The sequence below is a fragment of the Streptomyces sp. NPDC085946 genome (assembly GCF_044540485.1).
GTDB lineage: Bacteria > Actinomycetota > Actinomycetes > Streptomycetales > Streptomycetaceae > Streptomyces.
On sequence record NZ_JBITSF010000004.1, the window covers coordinates 371,507 to 393,882 of the forward strand.

Consider the following 22,376-nt stretch of genomic DNA (forward strand, 5'->3'; position numbering starts at 1 on the left):
CCCGCTCCGGACGCGACCTGCCGCGGTTCCTCCGCCGGGTACGGCCGGACCACGGCCCCGCGGTGCTTCGGACGGAACGGCCCGGGCACGATCCGGCCCGGGCGCGCGAGGCGGGCGGACCGGGTCGGCGTCGCCCCGGCGAGCACCGCGCCCGCCCGCGTGCTGATGGTCCTGACGCGCTCGCGCGGCGCCCCGCACAGGCCCTCCCCGGCCCGCGGCCGCCCGGTCCCGGCGCGGTCGGCGCGTCGGCCCCCGCCCCCTTCGCCGGGCACCGTCCGGATCGGTCCCGGGCCCACGGCGAGGACCGGCTCGCTGTGCTTCACGCCCGGTGCGCGGACGGCGCGGCCGGGCTCCCGGGAAGGCCGGCCGGGTCGTGTGACGACGGTGTGGGACATGGTCGGTCTCCCCCGTGGAGTCAGTGGCCCGCGCCGCCCGCACCGGCCCCGGAGAAAACCGTAGCCGCTGCGGAGCGTCTCGCGGCGGGCCTGTGGACAACTCCACGAGGACCGACGGATCCGCAGGTCAGAGCCCTTCGGCCGGGTTGCTCCCGGGGTGCCGGGCGTCCACGTCGAGGTGCTCGCCGACCCGGTTGACCAGCAGGGTCATCTCGTACGCGATCTGCCCGATGTCGGCCTCGGCGCCGCTGAGGACGCACAGGCAGCTGCCGGTGCCCGCGGCGGTGACGAAGAGCACCGCGTCGTCGAACTCGACCATCGTCTGGCGCACCCGGCCCGCGCCGAAGTGGCGTCCCGATCCCTTGGCCAGGCTGTGCAGCCCGGAGGACACGGCCGCCAGGTGCTCCGCGTCCTCGCGCCGCAGTCCGGTGCTGGCCCCCGTCACCAGGCCGTCGTTGGACAGCACCAGGGCGTGCCGTACGTGGTCGACGCGCTCGGTCAGATCGTCCAGCAGCCAGCCCAGTCCCCGGTTCTGCGTCATGTCCCGGTCTCCCCGTGTCGTCCCCGTGCGATCCCCGTGCGATCCCCGTGCGGGGTCTCCCCCGGCGGCGGATCTCCACGCCAGCCTTCCCCAGGACCGCACCGTGGGCAAGCAGGACGGGGGCATGGCACAGAAGATGACCGACACCGAATGGCGGGACTTCGTCTCGCACGGCACCCGCACCGGGAAGCTCGCCACCGTGCGCTCCGACGGCGGTCCGCACGTGACGCCGGTGTGGTTCCTGCTCGACGGGGACGAGGTGGTGTTCACCACCGGCGGGCGGACCGTGAAGGGCCGCAACCTCGTCCGCGACGGCCGGGTGGCCCTGTGCGTGGACGACGACCGGCCGCCCTTCGGCTTCGTGGTGCTGCGGGGCCGTGCCGGGATCTCGGAGGACCTCGGCGAACTCCGGCACCGGGCGGCCCGGATCGCGGCCCGGTACATGGGCGCGGACCGCGCCGAGGAGTTCGGTGCCCGCAACGGCGTCCCCGGGGAACTCCTCGTCCGCGTCACGGTCGACCAGGTCGTCTCGGAGAAGGGCGTGGCGGGCTGAGGCCGGGTCCGCGGTGCGTCCCGCCGGGCCGGGCGGTGTGCGTCCGGCCCGGCGTACGCCACGAGCCGGACGAGCGCCTCCTTCCCGGAGCCGCGGTCGCGGGCGCCGCACGGCGCGACGGTCCCCGGGGCCGGGCCCGGGGCGCGGCGGACGTCCCCGGCCCCGTACCGGTGTGCGCCGGAGGGACGCCGGTCCCGCCCGGGCGCACGTCAGGGGCGCATGCCGGTAGGTGTCGCGCCCTGCCCCGGAGAGGCGCCGCGACGACCGCGTCGCGCTCGGACGTGCGCACCGGGAGGTCCGCCGGACGTGTGCTGCGCGTCCGCCGTACCGGTGAGGGATCATGCGGGGCATGAGCGACGACCACACACACGTGCAGGAGTTCTTCGCCGCCCGCGCGGCCGGCTGGGACAGCCGGTTCCCCGACGACGGCCCCGCCTACGCGGCGGCGGTGGCCGGGCTCGGTCTGCGCGCGGGTGACCGGGTCCTCGACGCGGGCTGCGGCACCGGGCGCGCCCTGCCGCCGCTGCGGGCGGCCGTGGGCCCGTCGGGAGTGGTCCTCGGGGCCGACCTGACCCCGGCCATGCTGGAGGCCGCCGTACGGGCCGGGCGGGACCGGGACGGGCGGTTGCTGCTGGCGGACGTCGCCGCGCTGCCGCTGCGCTCCGGGTCGCTGGACGCGGTGTTCGCGGCCGGGCTGATCGCGCACCTGCCGCAACCGTCGGAGAACCTGCGGGAGCTGGCACGCGTGGTCCGGCCCGGCGGGGTCCTCGCGCTGTTCCACCCGATCGGCCGCGCGGCGCTCGCCGCCCGCCAGGGCCGCGAGATCACCCCGGAGGACCTGCGCGCCGAGCCCAACCTGCGCCCCCTGCTGGCCGGTTCGGGCTGGCGCATGACGTCGTACGTGGACGAGGACAGCCGCTTCCTGGCGCTGGCGGTGCGGGAGGGCTAGCCCTTCCGGGGCTCCCGCGGGAGCCGCCGGGTCGGGGGCGGTGCCCCGGCCGGGCGTGCGGAGGGGCCGGACCCCGGTCCGTGCCGCGCCCCGGCGGCCCCCGCCGCTCTCACTGCGTCTCCGGCATGTCCAGGTGCCGCACCGGGCAGCCGCCGACGCCCGGGACCGGGTGCGTGCCCAGGTCCGCCAGCCGGTAGCCGTCCGGATAGCTCTTGATCTCCCAGTTCTGGCGTGCGAAGTGCGGGGCCCGCCGCGGTGGCAGCAGCCGGACGGCCCGGCCGCGCAGCCGCACCGCGCGGCGCACCCACGCGCGGGTGGCGGGGCTCGGCGGGGTGTAGCGGAAGGCCCGCAGGAGGGGCTCGTCGAGCAGGGCGAGCGTCGCGGTCCGCAGCAGCGGCGCGAGCGGGCGCGGGTACCAGGAGGCCATCAGGCCGAGCGTGGCGTCCGAGACCCGGCGGGCGTCCTCGTCCCAGGCGAAATGGGCCTCCTCGTAGGCGTCGAGGCAGTCCGCGAACTCCTCGTACGTCTCGGGGAGGTCCTTGATGCCCAGGTGCCGGCCGAGGGTGCGGTAGTGGACCGTGGCGGCGATCGTCTCGTGGCGGGACAGCCGGCGCCAGCCGTAGGCGTCGATCCACCGCTTGGGCATCACGACGAACGTGCAGAGCACGTACCGCATGTCGTCGTTGCCGATGTCGTAGCTGCGGTGCATCTGGTTGACGCGGCGGATCGCGGTGCGGCCCTGGTCGCTGCCGAAGCCGTGCTCGACCACGGCGTCCAGGAGCAGCGAGGTGTCGTCGTACCGCTTCTGCGTCCGGTCCGTGAGCTCCGCCGTCTCGGCGAGGAGCCGGCCGATGCTCGGGACGGCGTACGTGCGGTACAGGGCCAGTTCCAGGGCTCGGGTGAAGTCCCAGGGGAACTCGTACGCCGAGCTGAGCCGGTAGATCTCCGTGGCCTGCCGGTACGGGTCCATCCGCCGGATCTCCTCCAGCCGTGCGAAGCGCTTCACCGCGCTCTCCCCCTTCTGCCGCCGGACTCCCAACTCTACGTTGGACAGGAGGGGATGAACGGTCGGCCAGGGCGACACCCAGGGGAAGGCGGTCATCATGTGGGGCATGGTCCGCAGGTCCGGCGTCAGGCTCCGGGACGCCTTGCGCACGGAGACGCGCACCCGCCGGGACGAGCCTCCGCACAACCTCTTCGAGGCCGCCGCGGCCTACGTCGCGGCGTGCGCGGAGGACGACCAGGACGCGATCGACGAGGCGGCCGGCTGGGTGTCGCCGGAGGCCCTGTCGTTCGGGGTGAACGAACTGGCCTGCCGGGCCGTCCCCGCGCTCGCGCGGGAGCGCGACGAGTCGCCGCGGGCCGTCGCCCGCGCGCTGCTGGGCCTGCCGGCGGCCTGACGCGTCCGCCGGCGGGCGGCCGGTGCGCCCCACCGGGCCGGAGAGCCGCAGCTCCCGGCCGCCTCGCCGGGTCGTGACAAGCGGCTGCGGGGCGCATAGGGTGCGCGCCGTTGGACGAACCTGTGGGGAGGCTGGGATGGCCGGCACGGACGAGGGCGCCGTGGCCGCCGCGGACGATGCGCTCTATGTGCTCACGGCGGTGCTGCTGACGCCCGCGAAGTTCCCGAGTGTCCTCGGCGACGACTATCCGGAGGCGTGCGCGGCGCTCGGGCTGGCGCCGCTGGCCGACGGGTACGGGCTGGTGCTGGGCCAGGACGGCGGCGGCGCCCGCTGGACCGTCGTCATCGACGACGTCTCCCTGGTGGCCGTCGCGATCGCGTCCTGGGACTGCGGCATGGAGTACGACCTGTCGCCCGACGAGCGCACGGTCGTCGCCGCCCTGCCCGGCTGGCCCCTCGCGGTCGCCGTGGCGGCGCCGGGCGTGCCCGCACCGCACGACCCCGGCCCCGGGGAGGCCGACCGGCCCGCGCTGACGCCGCCGGACACCAGCACCTGGGGACCCGCCCAGCGGCGGCTGGGGGCGGACGAGATCGCCCTGCAGTGGGGGGCGTGGCGCGAGCAGGTCGACGACGCCGCGTTCGTACGGCCGGAGGCCGGGGACGGGGCGGCGGAGGGCGCGGCGCCGGGCCACGGCGGTGTCCGGCGGGTCCTCGCCGAGGCCCGGACCTACCTCGACACCCCGCCGCCCCTGGGCCGGGTCCGGTCGTCCTTCGCGCCGGGCGACGCGCGCATCCTGCGGGCCGACGGCCCCGGCTGGTCGCTCGTCGCCAGGACCGACGACATCGCCTTCGTGCTGCTCGACGAGGAACCGGGCGAGGTGCTGCCGGTGGGGCGGGGCCCGGAACTGCCGGGTCTCCTGGAGGCCCTCGACAAGATGGCCGTGCGGCCCAGCTGAGCCCCGGCCGCAGCCGGCGGGGCGGCTCGCGCACCGCCGCGACTGTCTTCGGGCCCTACACCGAGACGCCACTCCATGTGGCGTCGACCCATGGATGACGCGCGGGCGGCCCCCCACGATGGGGCAGCCCCTGGCACACCACCCGTTCGTCGTCCACCCGGAGGCCGCCCATGCGTCCGTCCCGTGTCCTTCCGCTGCTCGCCGCCGCCCTCACGGCCGGTGCCCTCACCGCCCCCGCCCGTGCCACGGCGGACGGGGACGGCCCCTGCGCACGCCTCGACCAGGTGCGCGTGCCCGGGGCGGCCCGTCAGCGCACCGCCTGTCTCGACGATCTGACCACCGCGGGACTCGCCGGCACCCCCTACACGGACCTGGCCGACCAGGCCGGACTGACCGCCCGGGGCACGCGCACCCCGTCCGGGGTCCCCGGCGCGCAGATCGACGGCTACTTCCCGGACTCCTCCCGCTTCAACACCACGCACGGCTGGCGGCACGACGCGCAGTTCGTCATCCGGCTGCCGGACCGCTGGAACGGCGGTCTCGTCGTCACGGGCGCGCCCGGCACGCGCAGGCAGTACGCGACGGACAAGGCGATCTCCGACCAGGTGCTCGCCCGGGGCTACGCCTACGCCGCGACCGACAAGGGCAACAACGGCGCCGACTTCTACCGCGACGGGAGACGGCCCGGCGACGCGGTCGCCGAGTGGAACACGCGGACCACCCAGCTGACCCGGGCGGCCCGGCGCGCGGTGGCCCAGCGCTACGGGCACGCCCCGCGCCGCACGTACATCACCGGCATCTCCAACGGCGGCTACCTCACCCGCTGGCAGCTGGAGAACCACCCCGAGCTGTACGACGGCGGCGTGGACTGGGAGGGCGCCCTGTGGACCGCGGGCGGCCCGAACCTGCTCACCTTCCTGCCGCCGGCGGTGGCGCGGACGACCGGTGCGGCACGCGACGAGGACCTGTACGCGGCGGGGTTCGCACGCGGCTCCGAGTTCCTGTGGCCCTACCACGAGAAGGTGTACTGGGGGCTGACGCAGAAGATCTACCGCGCCGAGTTCGACCCGGCGTACGACCCCGCGTGCCCCGGTCCCTCCGCCGGGAGCACCACCGAGCAGATCCTCGCGCCGTGCCCCTCCGACGCGGCCTACGACTACGCCTCCCGGCCGGCGTCCGTGCACCGCGCGGTGGCCCGGGTGGCGCTGACCGGGCGCATCGGCCGGCCGCTGCTCACCCTGCACGGCGACCTGGACGCGCTGCTGCCCAAGGCGGCGGACTCCGACGTGTACGCGGAGATGGTCGACGCGAGCGGGCGGGGGCCGCTGCACCGCTACTACACGGTCGAGGGCGGCACCCACGTCGACGGTCTCCACGACACCCATCCGGACCGGCTGCGCCCGGTCCTGCCCTGCTACCGGGCGGCGTTCGACGCCCTGACGGCGTGGGTGGAGCGGGGGGTGCGGCCGCCCGCGGACCGGACCGTGGACAGGCCCGCGGACGGCGATGTGGTCGACTCCTGCGCGCTGGACGGCGGGACCGCGCCGGGACGCTAGCGCCTCAGCGGCCGAGCTCCCTGCGGCGGGCCCGGCGCAGCCTGCGCCGCTGCGAGGGGTCCAGGGCGAGGTACGCGGCGGCCGGGACTCCCAGGACGATCAGGAGCGCGGCCCACCAGGGCAGCCAGATCAGCAGGAGCAGTCCGACCGCCACACCCCCCGCGGCGATCTTGGCATTGTTCGACATGTGCGTCGCCTCCTTCGCGGCCACTGCCGCTCTCTGTCCTGAAAACGGGCCCGTGCTCCGGGCGGTTCCTCACCGCGCCCCTGAGACGACCCTGAGTACGACCCCGAGACGCCCCGGAGAGTCCGCTGCCGGTTCCGCCCCGGCAGCGCCTCACCCCTCACGTGCCGCACCCCGATGGTGACCCGGATCACAGCGAAGTCATAGCCGGAGGGCTCGCCCGGTGGTGTACCCTCGGCGACTCCGGCTCAACTAGTCAAATTTGAGGAATACGCCATTCCCGCTCAGCCGCCTTCCCCGTCGCTCCCCGTCCCGCCGCCGTCCGCCCGGCTCCCCACGCTCCCGGATGTCCCCGAACCGGCCGACTGCTGCTCGGTGTTCGTGCCCGGCACCCCGGCCCGCCTCGGCAGTGTCGCCTTCTGGCGGCCGGACGGAGCCGCTGTGCCGGCCGTCGGGTCCGCGTCCGCCGCGGAGCTGACCGTCGTCGTACCGGGCGACGCGGGGGTCGAGGCAGTGCGCGTGCCCGCCGTCCTGGTGCCGCTGCGGACGGCCCTGCCGCTGCTCACGCGCGCGCGTGCCGCCGGACGCGGGCACCGGGCCACCGTGTTCTGGGGCGCCGCCGCCGTGCACGCCCTGCACCTGGTGGCGCGCGGTCTGCTGCTGCCCGGCCTCGCCCCCGGCGACCTGGACGCCTGGCGGGCGGGCCCGCTGCGGGCGGAGGACGTCGAGGCGGTGCGCCGGCTCGCCGCCGCGATGCCGCCCGAGGCCCACGCCGTGCCGGTGGACGACGCCCTCCCGCTGCGGCTGCCCGACCCGGAGCGGCTGCTGCGCGCCTTCCTGGACGCGGTCGCCGACACCCTGCCCCGCTCCCCCGCCGCACCGTCGGCGACGGGCGGCCCGGCCTACGCGGCGCCGGAGCCGGTGCACCTGCCGGAGCAGCGCGCCTGGGCCGCCGCCGTCGCGGCGGGCCACGACGCCGGCGTGCGGCTGTCGCTGCGGATCGAGGCGCGCGGCCTGACCGACGGGGCGGGCGACGGGGCGGACGTGACCCTGCGGGCCGTGCCGCAGGTGCACAGCGTGAGCGATCCGGCGCTCGTCGCGGACGCCGCCGACGTGTGGACCGGGGAGCCGGAAGCGGTGTTCGGGCCGCACGCGCGCGGGGACGCCCTGCTCGCGCTGCGCCGCGCGGTCCGGGCGTGGCCCCCGCTCGCGCCCCTGCTGGCGTCGGCCGTGCCGGACGCGGTGGAACTCGCCGACGAGGAGGTGGCCGAGCTCCTCGGACGGGGCGCCCGGGCGCTGGCCGGCGCGGGGATCGACGTGCACTGGCCGAAGGAGCTGGTGCGCGGCCTGACCACGGGCGCGGAGGTCGGCCCCTCCGGCGGCGGGCCCGAGCCCGGTCCCGCGGCCTCACGGAAGGCCGGTTCCGGGACCGGCGCCCCGCAGGCCGGTTTCCCGGGTGGGCCGTCGTTCCTGTCCGCCGACGCGCTGCTCGCGTTCTCCTGGCGGTTCGCGCTCGGCGACCGGCGGCTCACGCGGGAGGAGCTGGACCGGCTCGCCGAGGCCGGGCGGCCCGTGGTGCGGCTGCGCGACCGGTGGGTCCTGATCGACCCCGAGGAGGTGCGCGGGGCCCGCGCCCGGCAGGACCGCGGGCTGGCGCCCGTGGACGCCCTGGGCGCCGCCCTGACGGGCTCGGTGGAGGTCGACGGCCGCCGGGTCGAGGTACGGCCCACCGGGTGGCTGGCGGAGCTGCGGGAGCGGCTCGCGGACCCCGAGGCGCAGGAACCGGTCGCCCCGCCGGCGGCCCTGCGGGCCACGCTGCGGGACTACCAGCGGCGCGGCCTGACCTGGCTGGCCCGGACGACCTCCCTGGGCCTCGGCTGCTGCCTCGCGGACGACATGGGACTCGGCAAGACCGTCACGCTGATCGCCCTGCATCTGCACCGGCAGACCGATCCGGCGTCCGCGGGCCCCACCCTCGTCGTGTGCCCGACCTCCCTGATGGGCAACTGGCAGCGGGAGATCGAGCGGTTCGCGCCGGGCACGCGCGTGCGGCGCTTCCACGGCACCCGGCGCGACCTGGACGCCCTGGCCGACGGCGAGTTCGTGCTCACCACGTACGGCACCATGCGCCTGGACGCGGCCCGGCTCGCCGGGGTGCCGTGGGGGCTGGTCGTGGCGGACGAGGCGCAGCACGTCAAGAACCCGTACTCCTCAACGGCCCGGCAGCTGCGGTCCCTCGGGGGACGGGCACGCGTGGCGCTCACCGGCACCCCGGTGGAGAACAACCTGTCGGAGCTGTGGGCGATCCTCGACTGGACGACCCCCGGCCTGCTGGGCCGGCTCGGCACCTTCCGCCGGTGCTACGCCGAGGCCGTGGAGGCCGGCCGGGACCCGGTCGCCGCGGAGCGCCTCGCCCGGCTCGTGCGGCCGTTCCTGCTGCGGCGCCGCAAGTCCGACCCGGGGATCGCGCCGGAGCTGCCGCCGAAGACGGAGACCGACCACGTCGTGTCGCTCACCCCGGAGCAGACGGCGCTGTACGAGGCCGTGGTCCGGGAGGCGCTCGCGGAGATCGCCGGCGCGGACGGCACGGCGCGGCGCGGGCTGATCGTGAGACTGCTGACCGGGCTGAAGCAGATCTGCAACCACCCGGCGCAGTTCCTGAAGGAGGAGCGGCCGGTGATCGCCGGGCGGTCCGGGAAGCTGGAGCTGCTGGACGAACTCCTCGACACCGTCCTCGCCGAGCGGACGGCCGTCCTGGTCTTCACGCAGTACGTGGCGATGGCCCGGCTGCTGGAACGGCACCTGGCGGCCCGCGGGGTGCCCTCCCTGTTCCTGCACGGCGGAACGCCGGCCGCCGGGCGCGAGGCCATGGTGCGGCGTTTCCAGGACGGCGACGTCCCCGTCTTCCTGCTGTCGCTGAAGGCGGCGGGCACGGGCCTGAACCTCACCCGGGCCGAGCACGTCGTGCACTACGACCGCTGGTGGAACCCGGCCGTCGAGGCACAGGCCACGGACCGCGCGTACCGCATCGGCCAGACCCGGCCGGTGCAGGTGCACCGGATCGTCGCCGAGGGCACCGTCGAGGACCGCATCGCCGACCTGCTGGCCCGCAAGCGGGAACTGGCCGACGCGGTGCTGGGCTCCGGCGAGGCGGCGCTGACGGAGCTCACCGACGCGGAGCTGGCGGACCTGGTCGAACTGCGGGGGAGTCTGTGATGCGGGGAGACACGAGTGACGTGGAGCGGACCTTCGCCGCGCTGCCGCCCGCACGCGGGAGGGGCTTCGCGGGGTCGTGGTGGGGCCGGGCCTGGCTGAGGGCGCTGGAGGAGGCGGCGCTGGACGGGGAGCAGGTGCGGACGGGACGGCGGCTGGCCCGTGCGGGGGCGGTCGGGGCGGTCACGGTCCGCCCGGGGCGCATCACGGCCGTGGTCACGGACCGCGACGGTACGGCGTACCGCGCCGACGTGCTGCTGGAGGAGTTGTCCGGCGCGCAGTGGGACCGCTTCGTCGCCGTGGCCGCCGAGCGGGCCGGGCACGTGGCGGCCCTGCTGGACCGCGAGATGCCGCCGCACCTGGTCGAGGACGCGGCGGACGCCGGTGCGGACCTGCTGCCGGGCCCGGGCGAGCTGGAACCGGAGTGCGACTGCGGCGCCTGGGACCACTGCGGGCACACGGCGGCGCTCTGCTACCGGATGGCGCGGCTGCTGGACCAGGACCCGTTCGTGCTGTTCCTGCTGCGGGGCCGGGACGAGGACGCCCTGCTGGAGGCCCTGCGCGCCCGCCGGGGCCCGTCCGGGGAGGCGTCCCGGCCGCAGGGCGTCGACGCGGCGGAGGCGTACGCGGCGGGCGCGGTCCTGCCGCCGCTGCCCGCCCCGCCCGGGCTGCCCGAGGAGCCCGGCGTGCCGCCGTCCCTGGACGCGGAGACCGGGCCGGCCGCCGGACTCGACCCGGAGGCGCTGGAGTTCCTGGCGGCCCGGACGGCCGCCGAGGCCCGCCGCCTGCTCGCGCGGGCGCTCTCGCAGGGCCACGCCCACCACCCGCCGGAGCCGGAGCCCACGGTCGCCCAGGACGCGGTGCGGCTCGCCGCGGGCTCTCCCGGCCCTGCCGTGGCGGACCGGCTCGCCCGCGCGACGGGGCGCGGCCGGGACGGGCTGGCCGTGGCCGTACGCGCCTGGCACCACGGCGGGCCGGCCGCGCTGGCCGTGCTCGACGAGGAGTGGACGGTCACCGGCGAGGCGCTGGCACGCGCGCGTGCCGCCCTGGAGACGGCCTGGGATCCCGACGAGCGTCCGGTGCTGCGGGCCGGGGGCAACCGCTGGACCGCCGTGGGCACCGGGCGGCAGCTGCGCCTGGGCCGGGACGGCCGCTGGTGGCCGTACCGCGAGGAGGACGGCCGCTGGGTGCCCGCCGGAGGGGCGGCACAGGACCCGGCGACGGCGCTGGCCGCGGCGCGGCGGACCGGCGAGGAGGGAACGGACACCGGCGTCTGACGCCGGCGGCGGTGGACGGCCCGCCGGGGCCGTCGGGGCGGCCCGTCACCGGGCACGGGGGGGGACGGCCGCGGTGGGTTGCTGATGCCACTCGCCGCAGTGGTGACGACGGCGGCCGTCACCGTGCCGCCGGTGGCCGGCCGCCTCGGGGGCGACGACTTCCTGACGGAGGCGCCGGACGGGAGCGGCTCGGGTCCGGAAGGAGGTACCCCAACCGTCCCCGGCCCTGCCGGGCGGGCTCCCGCCGGGTTGCCGTCCCGGCATCCCCTCACCGCTGCCCCTCGCGGGCACCGGGCGGCCGCGGAGGAGGCCGGACGGCTCCGGGCCGCCGTACGGGGACGACGGCGGCCCGGAGCCGTTTCGCAGGCAGTGGCGCAGCGGCGAGGGCGGCCCGGACCCACCGGCCGGCGTCACCCCGGCCGCCCCTCCGGGGCGCGCCCTCCGCGCGGGGGTCCGTGCGGAGCCGGGGCAGGCAGCCCGTGCTTCCGGCGCGGCCCGCGCGGAACGCCCCGGCGGGCCGCCTCACCGGCGCCCGTGCCGACGGGCACGCGCGTGGACCGCCTCGACGGCCCTCGCGCCCCCGCGGGTCCGGCACGGCCGCCGGGCCCGGCGGCCCGCTCCGCCGGTTCAGCCCCGCGCCCCCAGCAGGTGGTCCATGGCCAGCTGGTCGAGGCGCTCGAAGGCCATGCCGCGCGCCGCCGCGGCCTCGACGTCGAACTCCTCGAACGCCGACCGGTCGGCCAGCAGCGCCTGGAGGCCGTCCCCGGCCGTCGGCTCGGCCAGCTCGTCCAGACGCGCCGCCCGCAGCGCCTCCTGCACCTCGGGGTCGGCGCGGAAGGCCGTCGCCCGCTCCTTGAGGATCAGGTAGTTGCGCATGCAGCCCGCGGCCGAGGCCCACACGCCGTCCAGGTCCTCGGTGCGCGGCGGCTTGAAGTCGAAGTGCCGCGGACCGGCGTACCCGGCCGACTCCAGCAGGTCGACCAGCCAGAACGCGGCGCGCAGGTCGCCGGCGCCGAACCGCAGGTCCTGGTCGTACTTGATGCCGGACTGGCCGTTGAGGTCGATGTGGAACAGCTTGCCCGCCCACAGCGCCTGCGCGATGCCGTGCGGGAAGTTCAGGCCCGCCATCTGCTCGTGCCCGACCTCGGGGTTCACGCCGTACAGTTCCGGGCGCTCCAGGCGCTCGATGAAGGCCAGCGCGTGGCCGACGGTGGGCAGGAGGATGTCGCCGCGCGGCTCGTTCGGCTTCGGCTCGATGGCGAAGCGCAGGTCGTACCCCTGGGAGGTGACGTACTCGCCGAGCAGGTCGAAGGCCTCCTTCATGCGGTCCAGGGCCACCCGGACGTCCTTGGCGGCGCCGGACTCGGCACCTTCCCGGCCGCCCCAGGCCACGTACACCTCGGCGCCCAGCTCGGCGGCGAGGTCGATGTTGCGGATCGTCTTGCGCAGGGCGTAGCGGCGCACGTCGCGGTCGTTGGCGGTGAACGCGCCGTCCTTGAACACCGGGTGGGTGAACAGGTTGGTGGTGGCCATCGGCACCTTCATGCCGGTGGCGTCCAGGGCCTCCCGGAACCGCTTGATGTGCGCCTCGCGCTCGCTGTCGCCCGAGCCGAAGGGGATCAGGTCGTCGTCGTGGAAGGTGACCCCGTGGGCGCCCAGCTCGGCCAGGCGCTGCACCGTCTCCACCGGGTCCAGGGCACGCCGGGTGGCGTCGCCGAAGGGATCCCGGCCCTGCCAGCCGACGGTCCACAGTCCGAAGGTGAACTTGTCCTCGGGGGTGGGCTGGTAGTTCATGCTGCGGCTCCTTGCTCGCTGAGACTATTTCGTCATGGCGATTTACAAATTAGTATGCGACCGCACTCCTGGGAAGACGCAACCTGTCCGAAAAACGCCCGGGACCACATCCCGCTGAGCCGCGGAAGAGGGAGAAGCCCGATGTCAGCAGCCGAGGGTCCGCTCGTCGTCGGCGTGGACTCGTCCACGCAGTCCACCAAGGCACTGGTCGTCGACGCGGCCACCGGCCGGGTCGTCGCGAGCGGCCAGGCGCCGCACACCGTGACCACTGGCGCCGGCCGCGAGAGCGACCCGCGCCAGTGGTGGGAGGCCCTGTGCGAGGCGCTGCGCCAGTGCGGCGACGCGGCGCACGAGGCCGCCGCGGTCGCGGTCGGCGGACAGCAGCACGGCCTGGTCACCCTGGACGGGCGCGGCGAGCCGGTCCGCCCGGCCCTGCTGTGGAACGACGTGCGCTCGGCGCCGCAGGCCCGCCGCCTGACCGAGGAGCTGGGCGGTGCGAAGGTCTGGGCCGAGCGCACCGGGCTCGTCCCCGCCGCCTCCTTCACCGTCACCAAGTGGGCCTGGCTGGCCGAGCACGAGCCGGAGGCGGTCCGCGCCACCCGGGCCGTGCGCCTCCCCCACGACTACCTCACCGAGCGGCTCACCGGGGAGGGCACGACCGACCGCGGCGACGCCTCCGGCACCGGCTGGTGGGCGTCCGGGACGGAGTCGTACGACGAGGGGATCCTCGCGCACGTAGGCCTCGACCCGGCCCTGCTGCCGCGCGTGGTGCGGCCCGGCGAGGTCGCCGGCACCGTGCGCGACGGCCACGGCCTGCCGTTCTCCAAGGGCACCCTGGTGGCACCGGGCACCGGCGACAACGCCGCCGCCGCGCTGGGCCTCGGGCTGCGCCCGGGCATGCCGGTGATGAGCCTCGGCACCTCGGGCACGGTGTACGCGGTCTCCCGGCGGCGGCCCACCGACCCGACCGGCACGGTGGCGGGCTTCGCCGACGCGCACGGCGACTGGCTGCCGCTGGCCTGCACCCTGAACTGCACGCTCGCCGTCGACCGCGTGGCGGCCCTGCTCGGCCTGGACCGCGAGGCCGTCGAACCGGGCGGCACCGCCACCCTGCTGCCCTACCTGGACGGCGAGCGCACCCCCGACCTGCCGCACGCCTCCGGCCTGCTGCACGGCCTGCGCCACGACACGACCGCCGGCCAGCTGCTCCAGGCCGCCTACGACGGCGCCGTCCACGCGCTGCTCGGCGCCCTCGACCTGGTCCTGGACGAGGACGCCGACCCCGCGGCGCCCCTGCTGCTGATCGGCGGCGGCGCCCGGGGCACCGCCTGGCAGCAGACGGTACGGCGGCTGTCGGGGCGGCCGGTCCAGGTGCCGGAGGCCCGGGAGCTGGTCGCGCTCGGCGCCGCCGCCCAGGCCGCCGGACTGCTGACCGGGGAGGACCCGGGGGCGGTGGCCCGGCGCTGGAACACGGCCGCCGGACCGGTGCTGGAGGCCGGTGAGCGGGACCGGGAGACGCTGGAGAGGATCTCCGGGGTACTCTCCGACGCGGCCCCGCTGCTCCAGCGGCAGCACACCGTCACCGGGTGACACCCGTGCGGGGGCCTCGGACCCGCACGGACGGGCCGGCACCCGCGGGCCCCGGCCCGCGGACAGCACCGAGCACCGACTGCGAGGACTGAGGGAGGCATGACCGCACCGCCGCACACGCCCCACCCGGCCGGTCCCGGGCGCGCCACGCCCGACACCCAGCAGGGCATGCGCCGCCGCAACCTGGCCCGGGTGATGCACGCCGTCAGCGCCGGGGGGCCGCTGTCCCGCGCGGCCGTCGCCTCGCGCATCGGGCTGACCCGCGCGGCGGTGTCCACCCTGGTCGACGAGCTGATCCGCTCGGGCCTGCTGGAGGAGCTGGGACCCGAGCGGCCGGGGCGGGTGGGCCGTCCGGGCTCGGCGCTCGCCGTGAGCGGACGCGGTCCGGCCGGGATCGGCGCGGAGGTCGGCGTCGACCACCTCGCGGTCTGCGCGGTCGACCTGCGCGGCGAGGTGCGGGCCCGGGCCGTGCGGCACGCCGCCAACCGGGGCCGCCCGCCCGGACCGGTGATCGAGGACCTGAACCGGCTGATACGCCGGGTCGTCGCCGAGGCGGAGGGCGAGGGCCTGTGGCCGGCGGGACTGGCCGTGGCCGTGCCGGGTCTGGTGGCGCGCGACGCCCGGACCGTCGTCCGCGCCCCGAACCTCGCCTGGGACGACACCGACCTCGGGGAGCTGCTCCCCGCGGAGTTCCCGCTGACCGTCGGGAACGAGGCCAACTTCGGCGCGCTCGCCGAACTCTGGCTCGGGGAGGGCGCACCGCGCGACTTCCTGCACGTGTCGGCGGAGATCGGCATCGGCGCGGCGGTGGTCGTGGACGGGCGGCTGCTGTACGGAACGCGCGGTTTCGCGGGCGAGTTGGGCCACGTGCCGGTGCGGCCCGACGGCCCGGAGTGCGGCTGCGGCGGACGCGGGTGCCTGGAGCAGTACGCCGGCGAGGAGGCGGTCCTGCGCGCGGCCGGGCTGGAACCGGACGAGGACCGCGTCGGGTTGCTGGCCGGGCGCGCCGAGCAGGGCGACGAGGCCGTGCGCCGCGCCCTGCGCGACGCGGGCGAGGCGCTCGGCATCGCCCTGACCGGGGCGGTCAACCTGCTGGACCCGCAGAGCGTCGTGCTGGGCGGCGCGCTGGCCGGCCTGGCCCCGTGGCTGCTGCCGTCGCTGCGGGCCGAGTTGACCCGGCGTACGGCGGGACCCGTCTGTCCCGTGACCGTGTCCCGGTTCGGGTCGCAGGGTCCGCTGCTGGGCGCGGCGCACGCGGTGGTGCGCGGCGTGCTGGACGATCCCGCGGCGGTGGCGGAACGGGCCTGAGCCCGGCGCGCCCGGCGTGCCGCGGAGGCGGCCGGCGGCACCCCGGCCGCGTGCGCGAGCTGTTTTCAGGCCACTTCGCCGCGCCGCGTGTCCGACCTGTCGGACAATACTCACGTCCCGGTTACAAATCGTTCAACCTCTGGTTGCGACGCGGTGAGCGCGCGACGATGGGCACATGACTCTGGCCCAGCGCGCCTTGGACCGACTCACGGGCTGGCCCGACCTGACGGCGGCCCCGGCCAGTTGCGGGGCCGGGCGGGCCCTGCGCTCCGTCCGTGCCGAGATCGCCCACTTCCACTCGGGGCGGGACGTGGACCTCCACCTCACCCGCCGGGCCATCCAGCGCTTCCACTACGACCTCGGCGGTTCGAGCGCCATCCATCTGGTGCCCGGTTCCTGCTGGGTGACGGTCCATCTGGACTGCGACGCGGACGTCGACCTGCTGCTCAGCCTGATGAGCATCGCCCTCAAGGCCCACCAGACCTCGCCCTCCCCGGCGGCCTCGGCGTCCAACGGGTGCAACTTCCACCGGGTGACGGTCCTTCCGGGCAACGCCGCCGCCGAGGGCTGAGCCACCGGCGCCCCGGGCGCCGCCGGGTCACCGGTGGCTCCTTCCGTACGTCCCTGATCGGCCGACGGGGTGTGTTCTCCGACCGGTTCGCCCCCGGTCGGCGCACCGGCGCCCCCGTGCCCGTGGACATCTGGTGCACTTCCCCTGAGTCCGGCAAGAGTTGACGAGACATCAGGGGACACGGTGACGCGTCGTAGACCACGGTCGACAGCGGGAGCGGGCAGGGCGGTTCTGACGGTCCTCGTGGCGTTGGGCACGCTGACCGGTGCGGTTCTGACGGGGGCGGCACCGGCCGGTGCCGCGCAGGAGGCCGTCACCCTCGCACCGGGTGTCACGTACGAGGAGTTCGACATCGAGGGGGCCCAGGGGACGGCGCACGCGCACGTGGTGAGCGTCGACCTGGGCGAACCGCGGGTCAGCGTGGGGCTGTTGCATCCGGGGGCGGTGGCCGCGCGGGCGGCCGTCTCGCGCATGGCCGACACGCTGGGGGCCGTCGCGGGGATCAACGGGGACTTCTTCAACCTCAGCGAGACCCAGCACCCGGGCGTCGCGGCGACCGGCGCGAGCGTCGGACCGGCGGTCGCGGGCGGCCGGGCGCTGAAGGCGGCCGTGCCGACGGGCCAGCGCTTCGGTCCGGCGCTGCCGCCCGGCACGACCACCGAGGAGGTGCTCGGCGTGGGCACCGACCGGCTGGCCCGGCTGGACCGGCTCGCCCTCGACGGCTCGGTCCGCACACCGCGGGAGCGGCTGCCGCTCGGCGGGTTCAACCAGTACGCCCTGCCGGTGGGTTCGGTCGGCGCGTTCACCGCCGACTGGGGCAGCGCCTCGCGGGTGCGCGCCACCTGCGGCACGGACACCGACCGGGCCGCCCCGTGCAGCGCGGACACCTACGAGGTGACCGTCCGCGGCGGCCGGGTCGTGTCCGCCGCGCGGACGCCGGGCAGCGGGGCGATCCCCCCGGACACCACCGTGCTGGTCGGACGGGAGGCGGGCGCCCAGCGGCTGCGGACCCTGGCCACGGGTGACGAGGTCACGGTGGCGCACCGGCTGGTCGCCGCGTCGGGGACGTCGTACAGCTTCGCCCTGGGCGGCTATCCGGTGCTCGGCGGCGGGCAGCCGCTGCCGGGGCTGGACGACAGGACGTCGGCGGTGCGCACCGCGGCCGGCATCGCCGACGGCGGGCGGCGCCTGCTGTTGTTCGCGCTGGACGGCGCGCCCGCCTACCGCGGCGGCCTGACCGTCGCCGAAGTCGCCGACGCGCTGCGCCGGCTGGGCGCGGTCGACGGCTTCAACCTGGACGGCGGCGGGTCGACGACCCTCGTCTCCCGCGCACCGGGCGCGTCCGCCGTCACCGTGCGCAACCACCCCTCGGGGGGCGCCGAACGCGCCGTCCCGAACGGCATCGGCGTGTTCTCGGCGGCGTGACCTCAGGGCCGCAGACTGCCGACGATGTCCGCGGTGGCGGTGAGGCCGCTGTGGATGGTCGGGGCGATGCTGGTGCTCGCCAGGTAGAAGCCGAGCAGCAGGCAGACCAGCGCGTGGGAGAGCTTCAGTCCCCCGTTGCGCACGAAGATCACCGCCAGGACCGCCAGCAACAGCACCACAGAGATGGAAATGGCCATCGTCAACCTCCTCCGCCACGCCGCCACGTCCGGTTCGCGGCGTTCGGCCGCAAGTGTGGCGTAGCGGAGGGTTCGTCCGGGCGGCTGGGCTGTCCGCCGAACGTGTGGTGTCTCACCTCACCGGGTGTGCGTCCAGGAAGTCCCGCAGACCGGCGAGGTCGTCGGTGTTGAGGTGGTCGACGTCCGCGGCGAGCAGCGCGGACCACAGCGCGTCGCGGGCCGGCCCGGGGACGTCGGGCGTGGCCCAGAAGCGCACCCGCTGCCCGCGGGTGTGCGCCGCCGTCACGATGCCCCGCAGCTTCTCCCGTTCGGCGTCCGGGAACGCCCCCACGCCCTGCCAGGTGAAGTTCAGCGACCAGTTATCGCTGATGAGGGGGATGAGGGAGGCGGGCGCCGGACCGCCGAGGTCGGCGAGCCGGCCGTCGTAGAAGGCGCGGCGGACGGTCTGGGCCGCCAGGGGGGCGCGGGCCGCCCGGTCCCCGGAGACGACGACGGTGACCGGTCCGGGGAAGACGCGGCCGTGGGCGTACGTCGTGAACAGGTGACGGTACCGCCCGAGCCGGCGGTGGAGTTCGAGGTAGGTCGAGGCGCCCTCGGTCTTGAGGTCGACGAGCAGTTGGAGCGGCCTGCGCTGCCCGCGGTGGACCCGGCCGCCGTTGGCCTTCACCCGGGCGGCGAGCGGGGCGAGGTAGAGGGACTCCAGGGTGCGGGCCGGATCGAGGTCCTCCGGGTCGTGCGCGACGAGGAGTTGGCCGCCGACGAGGAAGACGTCCGCCTCGACGCTGCCGAAGCGGTGGTCGAGGGCGTCCAGGAGGGGACGCGGGTGCTCGTAGTCGTTGTGGGCGTGCGCGCGCCACAACGGCCGCGGGCCGTGCGGGTGTTCGCCGGCCAGCGCGCGGGTCGCGGGCAGGGCGGCGGTGCCCGCGAGGGCGGCGCCGAGGGTCGTGAGGGCTCTGCGACGAGTGGTGAGGGCCATGCGCTGCCTCCCTGGGGTGCGGTGGGGAACCCCAGCGAGTATGTGGTGCGCGACCCCCGGAAGACGCTGTACGGGAAAGGAGTTGGCCGGACTGCCGTCGGGTGTTCACCCCCGCGCGCGAGGCGCACGGGAAGGCCCGCCCCGGGCGGGGCGGGCCTTCCGGGTGACGGGGTGGGCGTCAGGGAGTGGGCAGGTCGACCAGTCCGGCGAGCGCCGCACGGTGCGCGCCCGCCGTGCCGTACGCGAGCGAGTCGGCCTTGGCCCGCTTCAGGTACAGGTGCGCGGGGTGCTCCCAGGTCATGCCGATGCCGCCGTGCAGTTGCAGCGCCTCCTCGGCGGCGCGGACCGCGACGGGTGCCGCGCAGGCCTGGGCGACGGCGGCCGCCACGTCCGCGTCCTGTCCGGTGGCCAGCGCGTCGGCCGCGTTGCGGGCCGCCGCGCGCAGGCCGACCACCTCCAGCCACAGCTGGGCGAGCCGGTGCTTGAGCGACTGGAAGCCGCCGACGGGCCGGTTGAACTGCTTGCGCTCCTTCAGGTAGCGCACCGTCTCGGTCAGCGCCCACTCGGCGACGCCGAGCTGCTCGGAGGCGAGCAGGGCGGCGCCGGCCCGCAGGGCACGGCGTACGGCGGGCTCGGCGGCCCCGAGCCGCACGCCCCGCGCCCCGCGCAGGAGGACGGTGGCGACCGGCCGGGTCAGGTCCAGGGACACCTGCGGGGTGACGGTCACGGCGTCGGCCCGCACCGCGTACAGCCCGCCGTCGTCCGCCGGCACGAGCAGCACGTCGGCGACGGCCGCGTCCGCGATGCCGGTCAGTTCGCCGTGCAGGGTGCCGTCCTGGAGACGTGCGGTCTTGAAGGGGGCCTCCGGGGCGGTGTGCAGGCCGACGGCGAGGGCGCCGATCGTGCGCCCGGCGGCCAGCCCGGCGAGCAGACCGCCGTCGTCCTCGCAGGCCAGCAGCGCCTCGGTGGCGACGACGGCGCTGGTCAGGTAGGGCACGGGAGCGACCGCGCGGCCCAGTTCCTCCAGGACGACGGCCGCCTCGCGGTGGGTGGCGCCCTGGCCGCCCCGCTCCTCGGGCACCAGCAGGCCCGCCAGGCCCATGCCGTCGCCGAGCGCCTTCCACAGGGACCGGTCGTGGGGGGCGTCCGACTCGACGCGGGCGATCACGGCGGCCGCGTCGCAGTGGTCGGTGAGCAGGTCCCGGACGGCGGCGCGCAGCGCCTCTTCCTCCTCCGAGTAGAGCAGGTCGGGCTGTGTGCTCATCGGGCCAGGTCCTTCCATGCGACGTCCTTGTCGGTGCGCGGCTCGGCGGGCAGGCCGAGGACCCGCTCGGCGACGATGTTGAGCAGGACCTCGCTGGTCCCGCCCTCGATGCTGTTGCCCTTGGAGCGCAGGTAGCGGTAGCCCGCCTCGCGGCCGGTGAAGTCGACGAGCTCCGGGCGCCGCATGGTCCAGTCGTCGTAGAGCAGGCCCTCCTCGCCGAGGAGTTCGACCTCCAGGCCGCTGATCTGCTGGTTGAGGCGGGCGAAGGCGAGCTTCATGCCGGCGCCCTCGGGGCCGGGCTGGCCGGCGACGAGCTGCTGGCGCAGCCGCTCGCCGGTCAGGCGGGCGACCTCGGCCTCCACCCACAGGGTCAGCAGCCGCTGGTGCAGGTCGTGGGTGCGCAGCTCGGGGCGTTCCCGCCAGGTCTTCGCGACCGGGCCGATCATGCCGCCCTCGCGGGGCAGCCGCATGCCGCCGATGGCGACGCGCTCGTTGTTCAGCGTGGTCTGCGCGACCCGCCAGCCGTCGCCGACCTCGCCGAGGCGGTGCGCGTCGGGGATGCGGACGTCGGTGAGGAAGACCTCGTTGAACTCGGCCTCGCCGGTGATCTGGCGCAGCGGCCGCACCTCGACGCCCGGGTCGGTCATGTCGCACAGGAAGTACGTGATGCCCCGGTGCTTGGGCACGTCCGGGTCGGTGCGGGCGATGAGGATGGCCCAGCGGGCCAGGTGGGCGCTGGACGTCCACACCTTCTGCCCGTTGACGACCCAGTCGTCGCCCTCACGCACCGCCCGCGTGCGCAGCGCGGCGAGGTCGGAGCCGGCGCCGGGCTCGCTGAAGAGCTGGCACCACACCTCCTCGCCGGTCCACAGCGGCTTCAGGAAGCGGCGCTTCTGCTCCTCCGTGCCGTACTGGAGGATCGTCGGCGCGGCCATCCCGAGGCCGATGCCGATGCGGCGCGGGTCGTTGTCCGGCGCCCCGGCGGCGGTCAGCTCGGCGTCCACGACGGCCTGGAGGGAGCGCGGGGCCCCGAGCCCGCCGAGTCCCTCCGGGAAGTGCACCCAGGCCAGTCCGGCGTCGAAGCGGGCCCGCAGGAAGTCCAGGCGGTCGGTGCCCGCCGGCGGGTGCGCCTCCAGGAACTCCCGGGTGCGGCGGCGCAGTGCGTCGGCGTCGGTCATGCTGCCTCCTCCATCACGACGGCGATCCGGCCGGTGCTGGTGCCGTCGGCGACCTTCTGCACGGCCGCCGCGGCCCCGCCCAGCGGCACCCGCTCGCTCACCAGGGGCTTGATCGCGCCCCGGGCGGCCAGTTCGGTGAGCTGCTCGTGGCAGTGCCGGACCAGCTTCGGGTCCTTGGTGTTGTACAGGCCCCAGTGCAGGCCGAGGATCGAGTAGTTCTTCACCAGGGCGTGGTTGAGCGCCGGGCTGGGGATCGTGCCGCTGGCGAAGCCGACGACCACGATCCGGCCCTCGAAGGCGACGACCTTGGCGGACTGGGCGTAGGCCTGGCCGCCGACCGGGTCGTAGACCACGTCGGCGCCCCGGCCGCCGGTCGCCTCCTTCACGGCGGCGACGACGTCCTCGCCGCGCCGGTCGACGACCACGTCGCAGCCCAGCTCCCGGGCGACGGCGGCCTTGTCGGCGCCGCCCACGACCCCGATGACGGTGGCGCCCGCGGCCTTGCCGAGCTGCACGGCCGCGCTGCCGACCCCTCCGGCGGCGGCGTGGACGAGCAGCGTCTCCCCGGCGCGGAGCCCGGCCCGGCGGTGCAGGCCGAACCAGCCCGTCTGGTAGCCGATGTGCAGCGCGGCGGCCTCCGCGTCGTCCAGCGCGTCGGGCGCGGGCAGCAGCGCGGCGGCGTCGGCGACGGTGTACTCGGCGAAGCCGCCGTGCGGCAGCGCGGGGTTGGCGATCACCCGGCGGCCGTCCTCGGTCTCGCCGCAGACCTCCACGCCCGGCGTGAACGGCAGCGGCGGCCTGACCTGGTACTGGCCCCGGCACAGCAGCGCGTCCGGGAAGTTGACGTTCGCGGCCCGCACCCTCAGCAGGACCTGGCCGTCGCCGGGCGTGGGCGGCTCCACGTCGCCGAGCCGCATCACCTCGCTCGGCTCGCCGTTCTCGTGCACCTGCCATGCCTGCATGCGGAGCCTCCACGGGACTGCGTCGTCGGACCGGGGTCCTCCGCATACTAAGCGGTCGCTTGCCGATCAGGGAACAGTCGTCGGCGGA

The 22,376-nt window shown here is 76.2% G+C and carries 20 protein-coding genes and 1 pseudogene; 11 read left to right on the forward strand and 10 right to left on the reverse strand.

The genetic code is table 11. The features are described 5' to 3' along the window. Positions 1-8: 8 nt before the first annotated feature. Positions 9-395 (reverse strand): annotated as a pseudogene (locus tag ACIF8T_RS11730) (DUF6397 family protein); the annotation flags it as partial. Positions 396-522: 127 nt separating this feature from the next. After that, entirely contained in the window at positions 523-936 is a 414-nt protein-coding gene (locus ACIF8T_RS11735; protein WP_400033729.1) for a roadblock/LC7 domain-containing protein, read from the reverse strand. A 124-nt stretch (positions 937-1,060) separates the two neighbouring features. On the opposite strand from ACIF8T_RS11735, the gene ACIF8T_RS11740 reads away from it, so the two are divergent. Both ACIF8T_RS11740 and ACIF8T_RS11745 read left to right on the forward strand, forming a co-directional pair. After that, positions 1,061-1,489 carry a PPOX class F420-dependent oxidoreductase gene (locus tag ACIF8T_RS11740; RefSeq protein WP_400033731.1) on the forward strand — a complete coding sequence of 143 codons (429 nt, stop codon included), beginning with the start codon at positions 1,061-1,063 and terminating at the stop codon, positions 1,487-1,489. A 349-nt stretch (positions 1,490-1,838) separates the two neighbouring features. Further along, positions 1,839-2,438 carry a class I SAM-dependent methyltransferase gene (locus ACIF8T_RS11745; protein WP_400033733.1) on the forward strand — a complete coding sequence of 200 codons (600 nt, stop codon included), beginning with the start codon at positions 1,839-1,841 and terminating at the stop codon, positions 2,436-2,438. Between the two features lie 109 nt (positions 2,439-2,547). On the opposite strand, the gene ACIF8T_RS11750 is transcribed toward ACIF8T_RS11745, so the two are convergent. Beyond that, a complete protein-coding gene (locus ACIF8T_RS11750; protein WP_400033735.1) occupies positions 2,548-3,444 on the reverse strand; it encodes an oxygenase MpaB family protein in 897 nt (298 codons plus the stop codon). Between the two features lie 97 nt (positions 3,445-3,541). On the opposite strand from ACIF8T_RS11750, the gene ACIF8T_RS11755 reads away from it, so the two are divergent. From ACIF8T_RS11755 to ACIF8T_RS11765, 3 genes are all read left to right on the forward strand, one after another. Then, positions 3,542-3,838, forward strand: coding sequence for a hypothetical protein (locus ACIF8T_RS11755; protein ID WP_400033737.1), 297 nt, complete (start codon positions 3,542-3,544; stop codon positions 3,836-3,838). 136 nt (positions 3,839-3,974) lie between these two features. Beyond that, complete coding sequence (locus ACIF8T_RS11760; RefSeq protein ID WP_400033739.1) at positions 3,975-4,793, forward strand: hypothetical protein; 819 nt, start codon at positions 3,975-3,977, stop codon at positions 4,791-4,793. 170 nt (positions 4,794-4,963) lie between these two features. Continuing rightward, a complete protein-coding gene (locus tag ACIF8T_RS11765; protein ID WP_400033741.1) occupies positions 4,964-6,349 on the forward strand; it encodes a tannase/feruloyl esterase family alpha/beta hydrolase in 1,386 nt (461 codons plus the stop codon). A 4-nt stretch (positions 6,350-6,353) separates the two neighbouring features. Here ACIF8T_RS11765 and ACIF8T_RS11770 read toward each other — a convergent pair whose 3' ends face one another. After that, positions 6,354-6,536 carry a hypothetical protein gene (locus ACIF8T_RS11770; RefSeq protein WP_400033743.1) on the reverse strand — a complete coding sequence of 61 codons (183 nt, stop codon included), beginning with the start codon at positions 6,534-6,536 and terminating at the stop codon, positions 6,354-6,356. A 372-nt stretch (positions 6,537-6,908) separates the two neighbouring features. On the opposite strand from ACIF8T_RS11770, the gene ACIF8T_RS11775 reads away from it, so the two are divergent. Together ACIF8T_RS11775 and ACIF8T_RS11780 are read left to right on the forward strand one after the other, a co-directional pair. After that, positions 6,909-9,749: an SNF2-related protein gene (locus ACIF8T_RS11775; RefSeq protein WP_400033745.1), complete on the forward strand. Its 2,841-nt coding sequence runs from the start codon at positions 6,909-6,911 to the stop codon at positions 9,747-9,749. Beyond that, positions 9,749-11,023, forward strand: a complete 1,275-nt coding sequence (locus ACIF8T_RS11780; protein WP_400033747.1) for an SWF or SNF family helicase — start codon at positions 9,749-9,751, stop codon at positions 11,021-11,023. The genes ACIF8T_RS11775 and ACIF8T_RS11780 overlap by 1 nt, the downstream gene beginning before the upstream one ends. Before the next feature lie 627 nt (positions 11,024-11,650). Here the strand turns inward: ACIF8T_RS11780 and xylA are convergent. Next, positions 11,651-12,817, reverse strand: a complete 1,167-nt coding sequence (gene xylA, locus ACIF8T_RS11785; RefSeq protein ID WP_400033749.1) for a xylose isomerase — start codon at positions 12,815-12,817, stop codon at positions 11,651-11,653. A 141-nt stretch (positions 12,818-12,958) separates the two neighbouring features. Here xylA and xylB point away from each other — a divergent pair, with 141 nt between their 5' ends. The 4 genes from xylB to ACIF8T_RS11805 all read left to right on the forward strand — a co-directional run bounded on the left by xylB (position 12,959) and on the right by ACIF8T_RS11805 (position 17,711). Beyond that, positions 12,959-14,407, forward strand: a complete 1,449-nt coding sequence (xylB, locus tag ACIF8T_RS11790; protein ID WP_400033751.1) for a xylulokinase — start codon at positions 12,959-12,961, stop codon at positions 14,405-14,407. A 99-nt stretch (positions 14,408-14,506) separates the two neighbouring features. Then, positions 14,507-15,715, forward strand: a complete 1,209-nt coding sequence (locus ACIF8T_RS11795) for an ROK family protein (RefSeq protein WP_400033753.1) — start codon at positions 14,507-14,509, stop codon at positions 15,713-15,715. Between the two features lie 175 nt (positions 15,716-15,890). Beyond that, positions 15,891-16,286: a luciferase family protein gene (locus ACIF8T_RS11800; protein WP_400033755.1), complete on the forward strand. Its 396-nt coding sequence runs from the start codon at positions 15,891-15,893 to the stop codon at positions 16,284-16,286. 243 nt (positions 16,287-16,529) lie between these two features. After that, on the forward strand, positions 16,530-17,711 hold the full coding sequence (locus tag ACIF8T_RS11805; protein WP_400033757.1) for a phosphodiester glycosidase family protein: 1,182 nt from the start codon (positions 16,530-16,532) through the stop codon (positions 17,709-17,711). A 2-nt stretch (positions 17,712-17,713) separates the two neighbouring features. On the opposite strand, the gene ACIF8T_RS11810 is transcribed toward ACIF8T_RS11805, so the two are convergent. The 5 genes from ACIF8T_RS11810 to ACIF8T_RS11830 all read right to left on the reverse strand — a co-directional run bounded on the left by ACIF8T_RS11810 (position 17,714) and on the right by ACIF8T_RS11830 (position 22,288). Further along, positions 17,714-17,908, reverse strand: a complete 195-nt coding sequence (locus ACIF8T_RS11810) for a hypothetical protein (RefSeq protein ID WP_400033759.1) — start codon at positions 17,906-17,908, stop codon at positions 17,714-17,716. A 112-nt stretch (positions 17,909-18,020) separates the two neighbouring features. Next, a complete protein-coding gene (locus ACIF8T_RS11815) occupies positions 18,021-18,884 on the reverse strand; it encodes a phosphatidylinositol-specific phospholipase C/glycerophosphodiester phosphodiesterase family protein (protein ID WP_400033761.1) in 864 nt (287 codons plus the stop codon). A gap of 178 nt (positions 18,885-19,062) precedes the next feature. Further along, positions 19,063-20,148, reverse strand: a complete 1,086-nt coding sequence (locus tag ACIF8T_RS11820; RefSeq protein ID WP_400033763.1) for an acyl-CoA dehydrogenase family protein — start codon at positions 20,146-20,148, stop codon at positions 19,063-19,065. After that, a complete protein-coding gene (locus ACIF8T_RS11825; RefSeq protein ID WP_400033765.1) occupies positions 20,145-21,326 on the reverse strand; it encodes an acyl-CoA dehydrogenase in 1,182 nt (393 codons plus the stop codon). The genes ACIF8T_RS11820 and ACIF8T_RS11825 overlap by 4 nt, the downstream gene beginning before the upstream one ends. Beyond that, positions 21,323-22,288: an NADPH:quinone oxidoreductase family protein gene (locus ACIF8T_RS11830; protein ID WP_400033767.1), complete on the reverse strand. Its 966-nt coding sequence runs from the start codon at positions 22,286-22,288 to the stop codon at positions 21,323-21,325. The genes ACIF8T_RS11825 and ACIF8T_RS11830 overlap by 4 nt, the downstream gene beginning before the upstream one ends. Between the last annotated feature and the right edge of the window lie 88 nt (positions 22,289-22,376).

What these genes read in the sequence shown, in the direction of transcription:
- ACIF8T_RS11735 (WP_400033729.1), bottom strand. Translation starts at nt 936, where the DNA reads ATGACGCAGAACCGGGGACTGGGCTGGCTGCTGGACGATCTGACCGAG.
- ACIF8T_RS11740 (WP_400033731.1), top strand. Translation starts at nt 1,061, where the DNA reads ATGGCACAGAAGATGACCGACACCGAATGGCGGGACTTCGTCTCGCAC.
- ACIF8T_RS11745 (WP_400033733.1), top strand. Translation starts at nt 1,839, where the DNA reads ATGAGCGACGACCACACACACGTGCAGGAGTTCTTCGCCGCCCGCGCG.
- ACIF8T_RS11755 (WP_400033737.1), top strand. Translation starts at nt 3,542, where the DNA reads ATGTGGGGCATGGTCCGCAGGTCCGGCGTCAGGCTCCGGGACGCCTTG.
- ACIF8T_RS11760 (WP_400033739.1), top strand. Translation starts at nt 3,975, where the DNA reads ATGGCCGGCACGGACGAGGGCGCCGTGGCCGCCGCGGACGATGCGCTC.
- ACIF8T_RS11765 (WP_400033741.1), top strand. Translation starts at nt 4,964, where the DNA reads ATGCGTCCGTCCCGTGTCCTTCCGCTGCTCGCCGCCGCCCTCACGGCC.
- ACIF8T_RS11770 (WP_400033743.1), bottom strand. Translation starts at nt 6,536, where the DNA reads ATGTCGAACAATGCCAAGATCGCCGCGGGGGGTGTGGCGGTCGGACTG.
- ACIF8T_RS11780 (WP_400033747.1), top strand. Translation starts at nt 9,749, where the DNA reads ATGCGGGGAGACACGAGTGACGTGGAGCGGACCTTCGCCGCGCTGCCG.
- xylA (WP_400033749.1), bottom strand. Translation starts at nt 12,817, where the DNA reads ATGAACTACCAGCCCACCCCCGAGGACAAGTTCACCTTCGGACTGTGG.
- xylB (WP_400033751.1), top strand. Translation starts at nt 12,959, where the DNA reads ATGTCAGCAGCCGAGGGTCCGCTCGTCGTCGGCGTGGACTCGTCCACG.
- ACIF8T_RS11795 (WP_400033753.1), top strand. Translation starts at nt 14,507, where the DNA reads ATGACCGCACCGCCGCACACGCCCCACCCGGCCGGTCCCGGGCGCGCC.
- ACIF8T_RS11800 (WP_400033755.1), top strand. Translation starts at nt 15,891, where the DNA reads ATGACTCTGGCCCAGCGCGCCTTGGACCGACTCACGGGCTGGCCCGAC.
- ACIF8T_RS11810 (WP_400033759.1), bottom strand. Translation starts at nt 17,908, where the DNA reads ATGGCCATTTCCATCTCTGTGGTGCTGTTGCTGGCGGTCCTGGCGGTG.
- ACIF8T_RS11815 (WP_400033761.1), bottom strand. Translation starts at nt 18,884, where the DNA reads ATGGCCCTCACCACTCGTCGCAGAGCCCTCACGACCCTCGGCGCCGCC.
- ACIF8T_RS11820 (WP_400033763.1), bottom strand. Translation starts at nt 20,148, where the DNA reads ATGAGCACACAGCCCGACCTGCTCTACTCGGAGGAGGAAGAGGCGCTG.
- ACIF8T_RS11825 (WP_400033765.1), bottom strand. Translation starts at nt 21,326, where the DNA reads ATGACCGACGCCGACGCACTGCGCCGCCGCACCCGGGAGTTCCTGGAG.
- ACIF8T_RS11830 (WP_400033767.1), bottom strand. Translation starts at nt 22,288, where the DNA reads ATGCAGGCATGGCAGGTGCACGAGAACGGCGAGCCGAGCGAGGTGATG.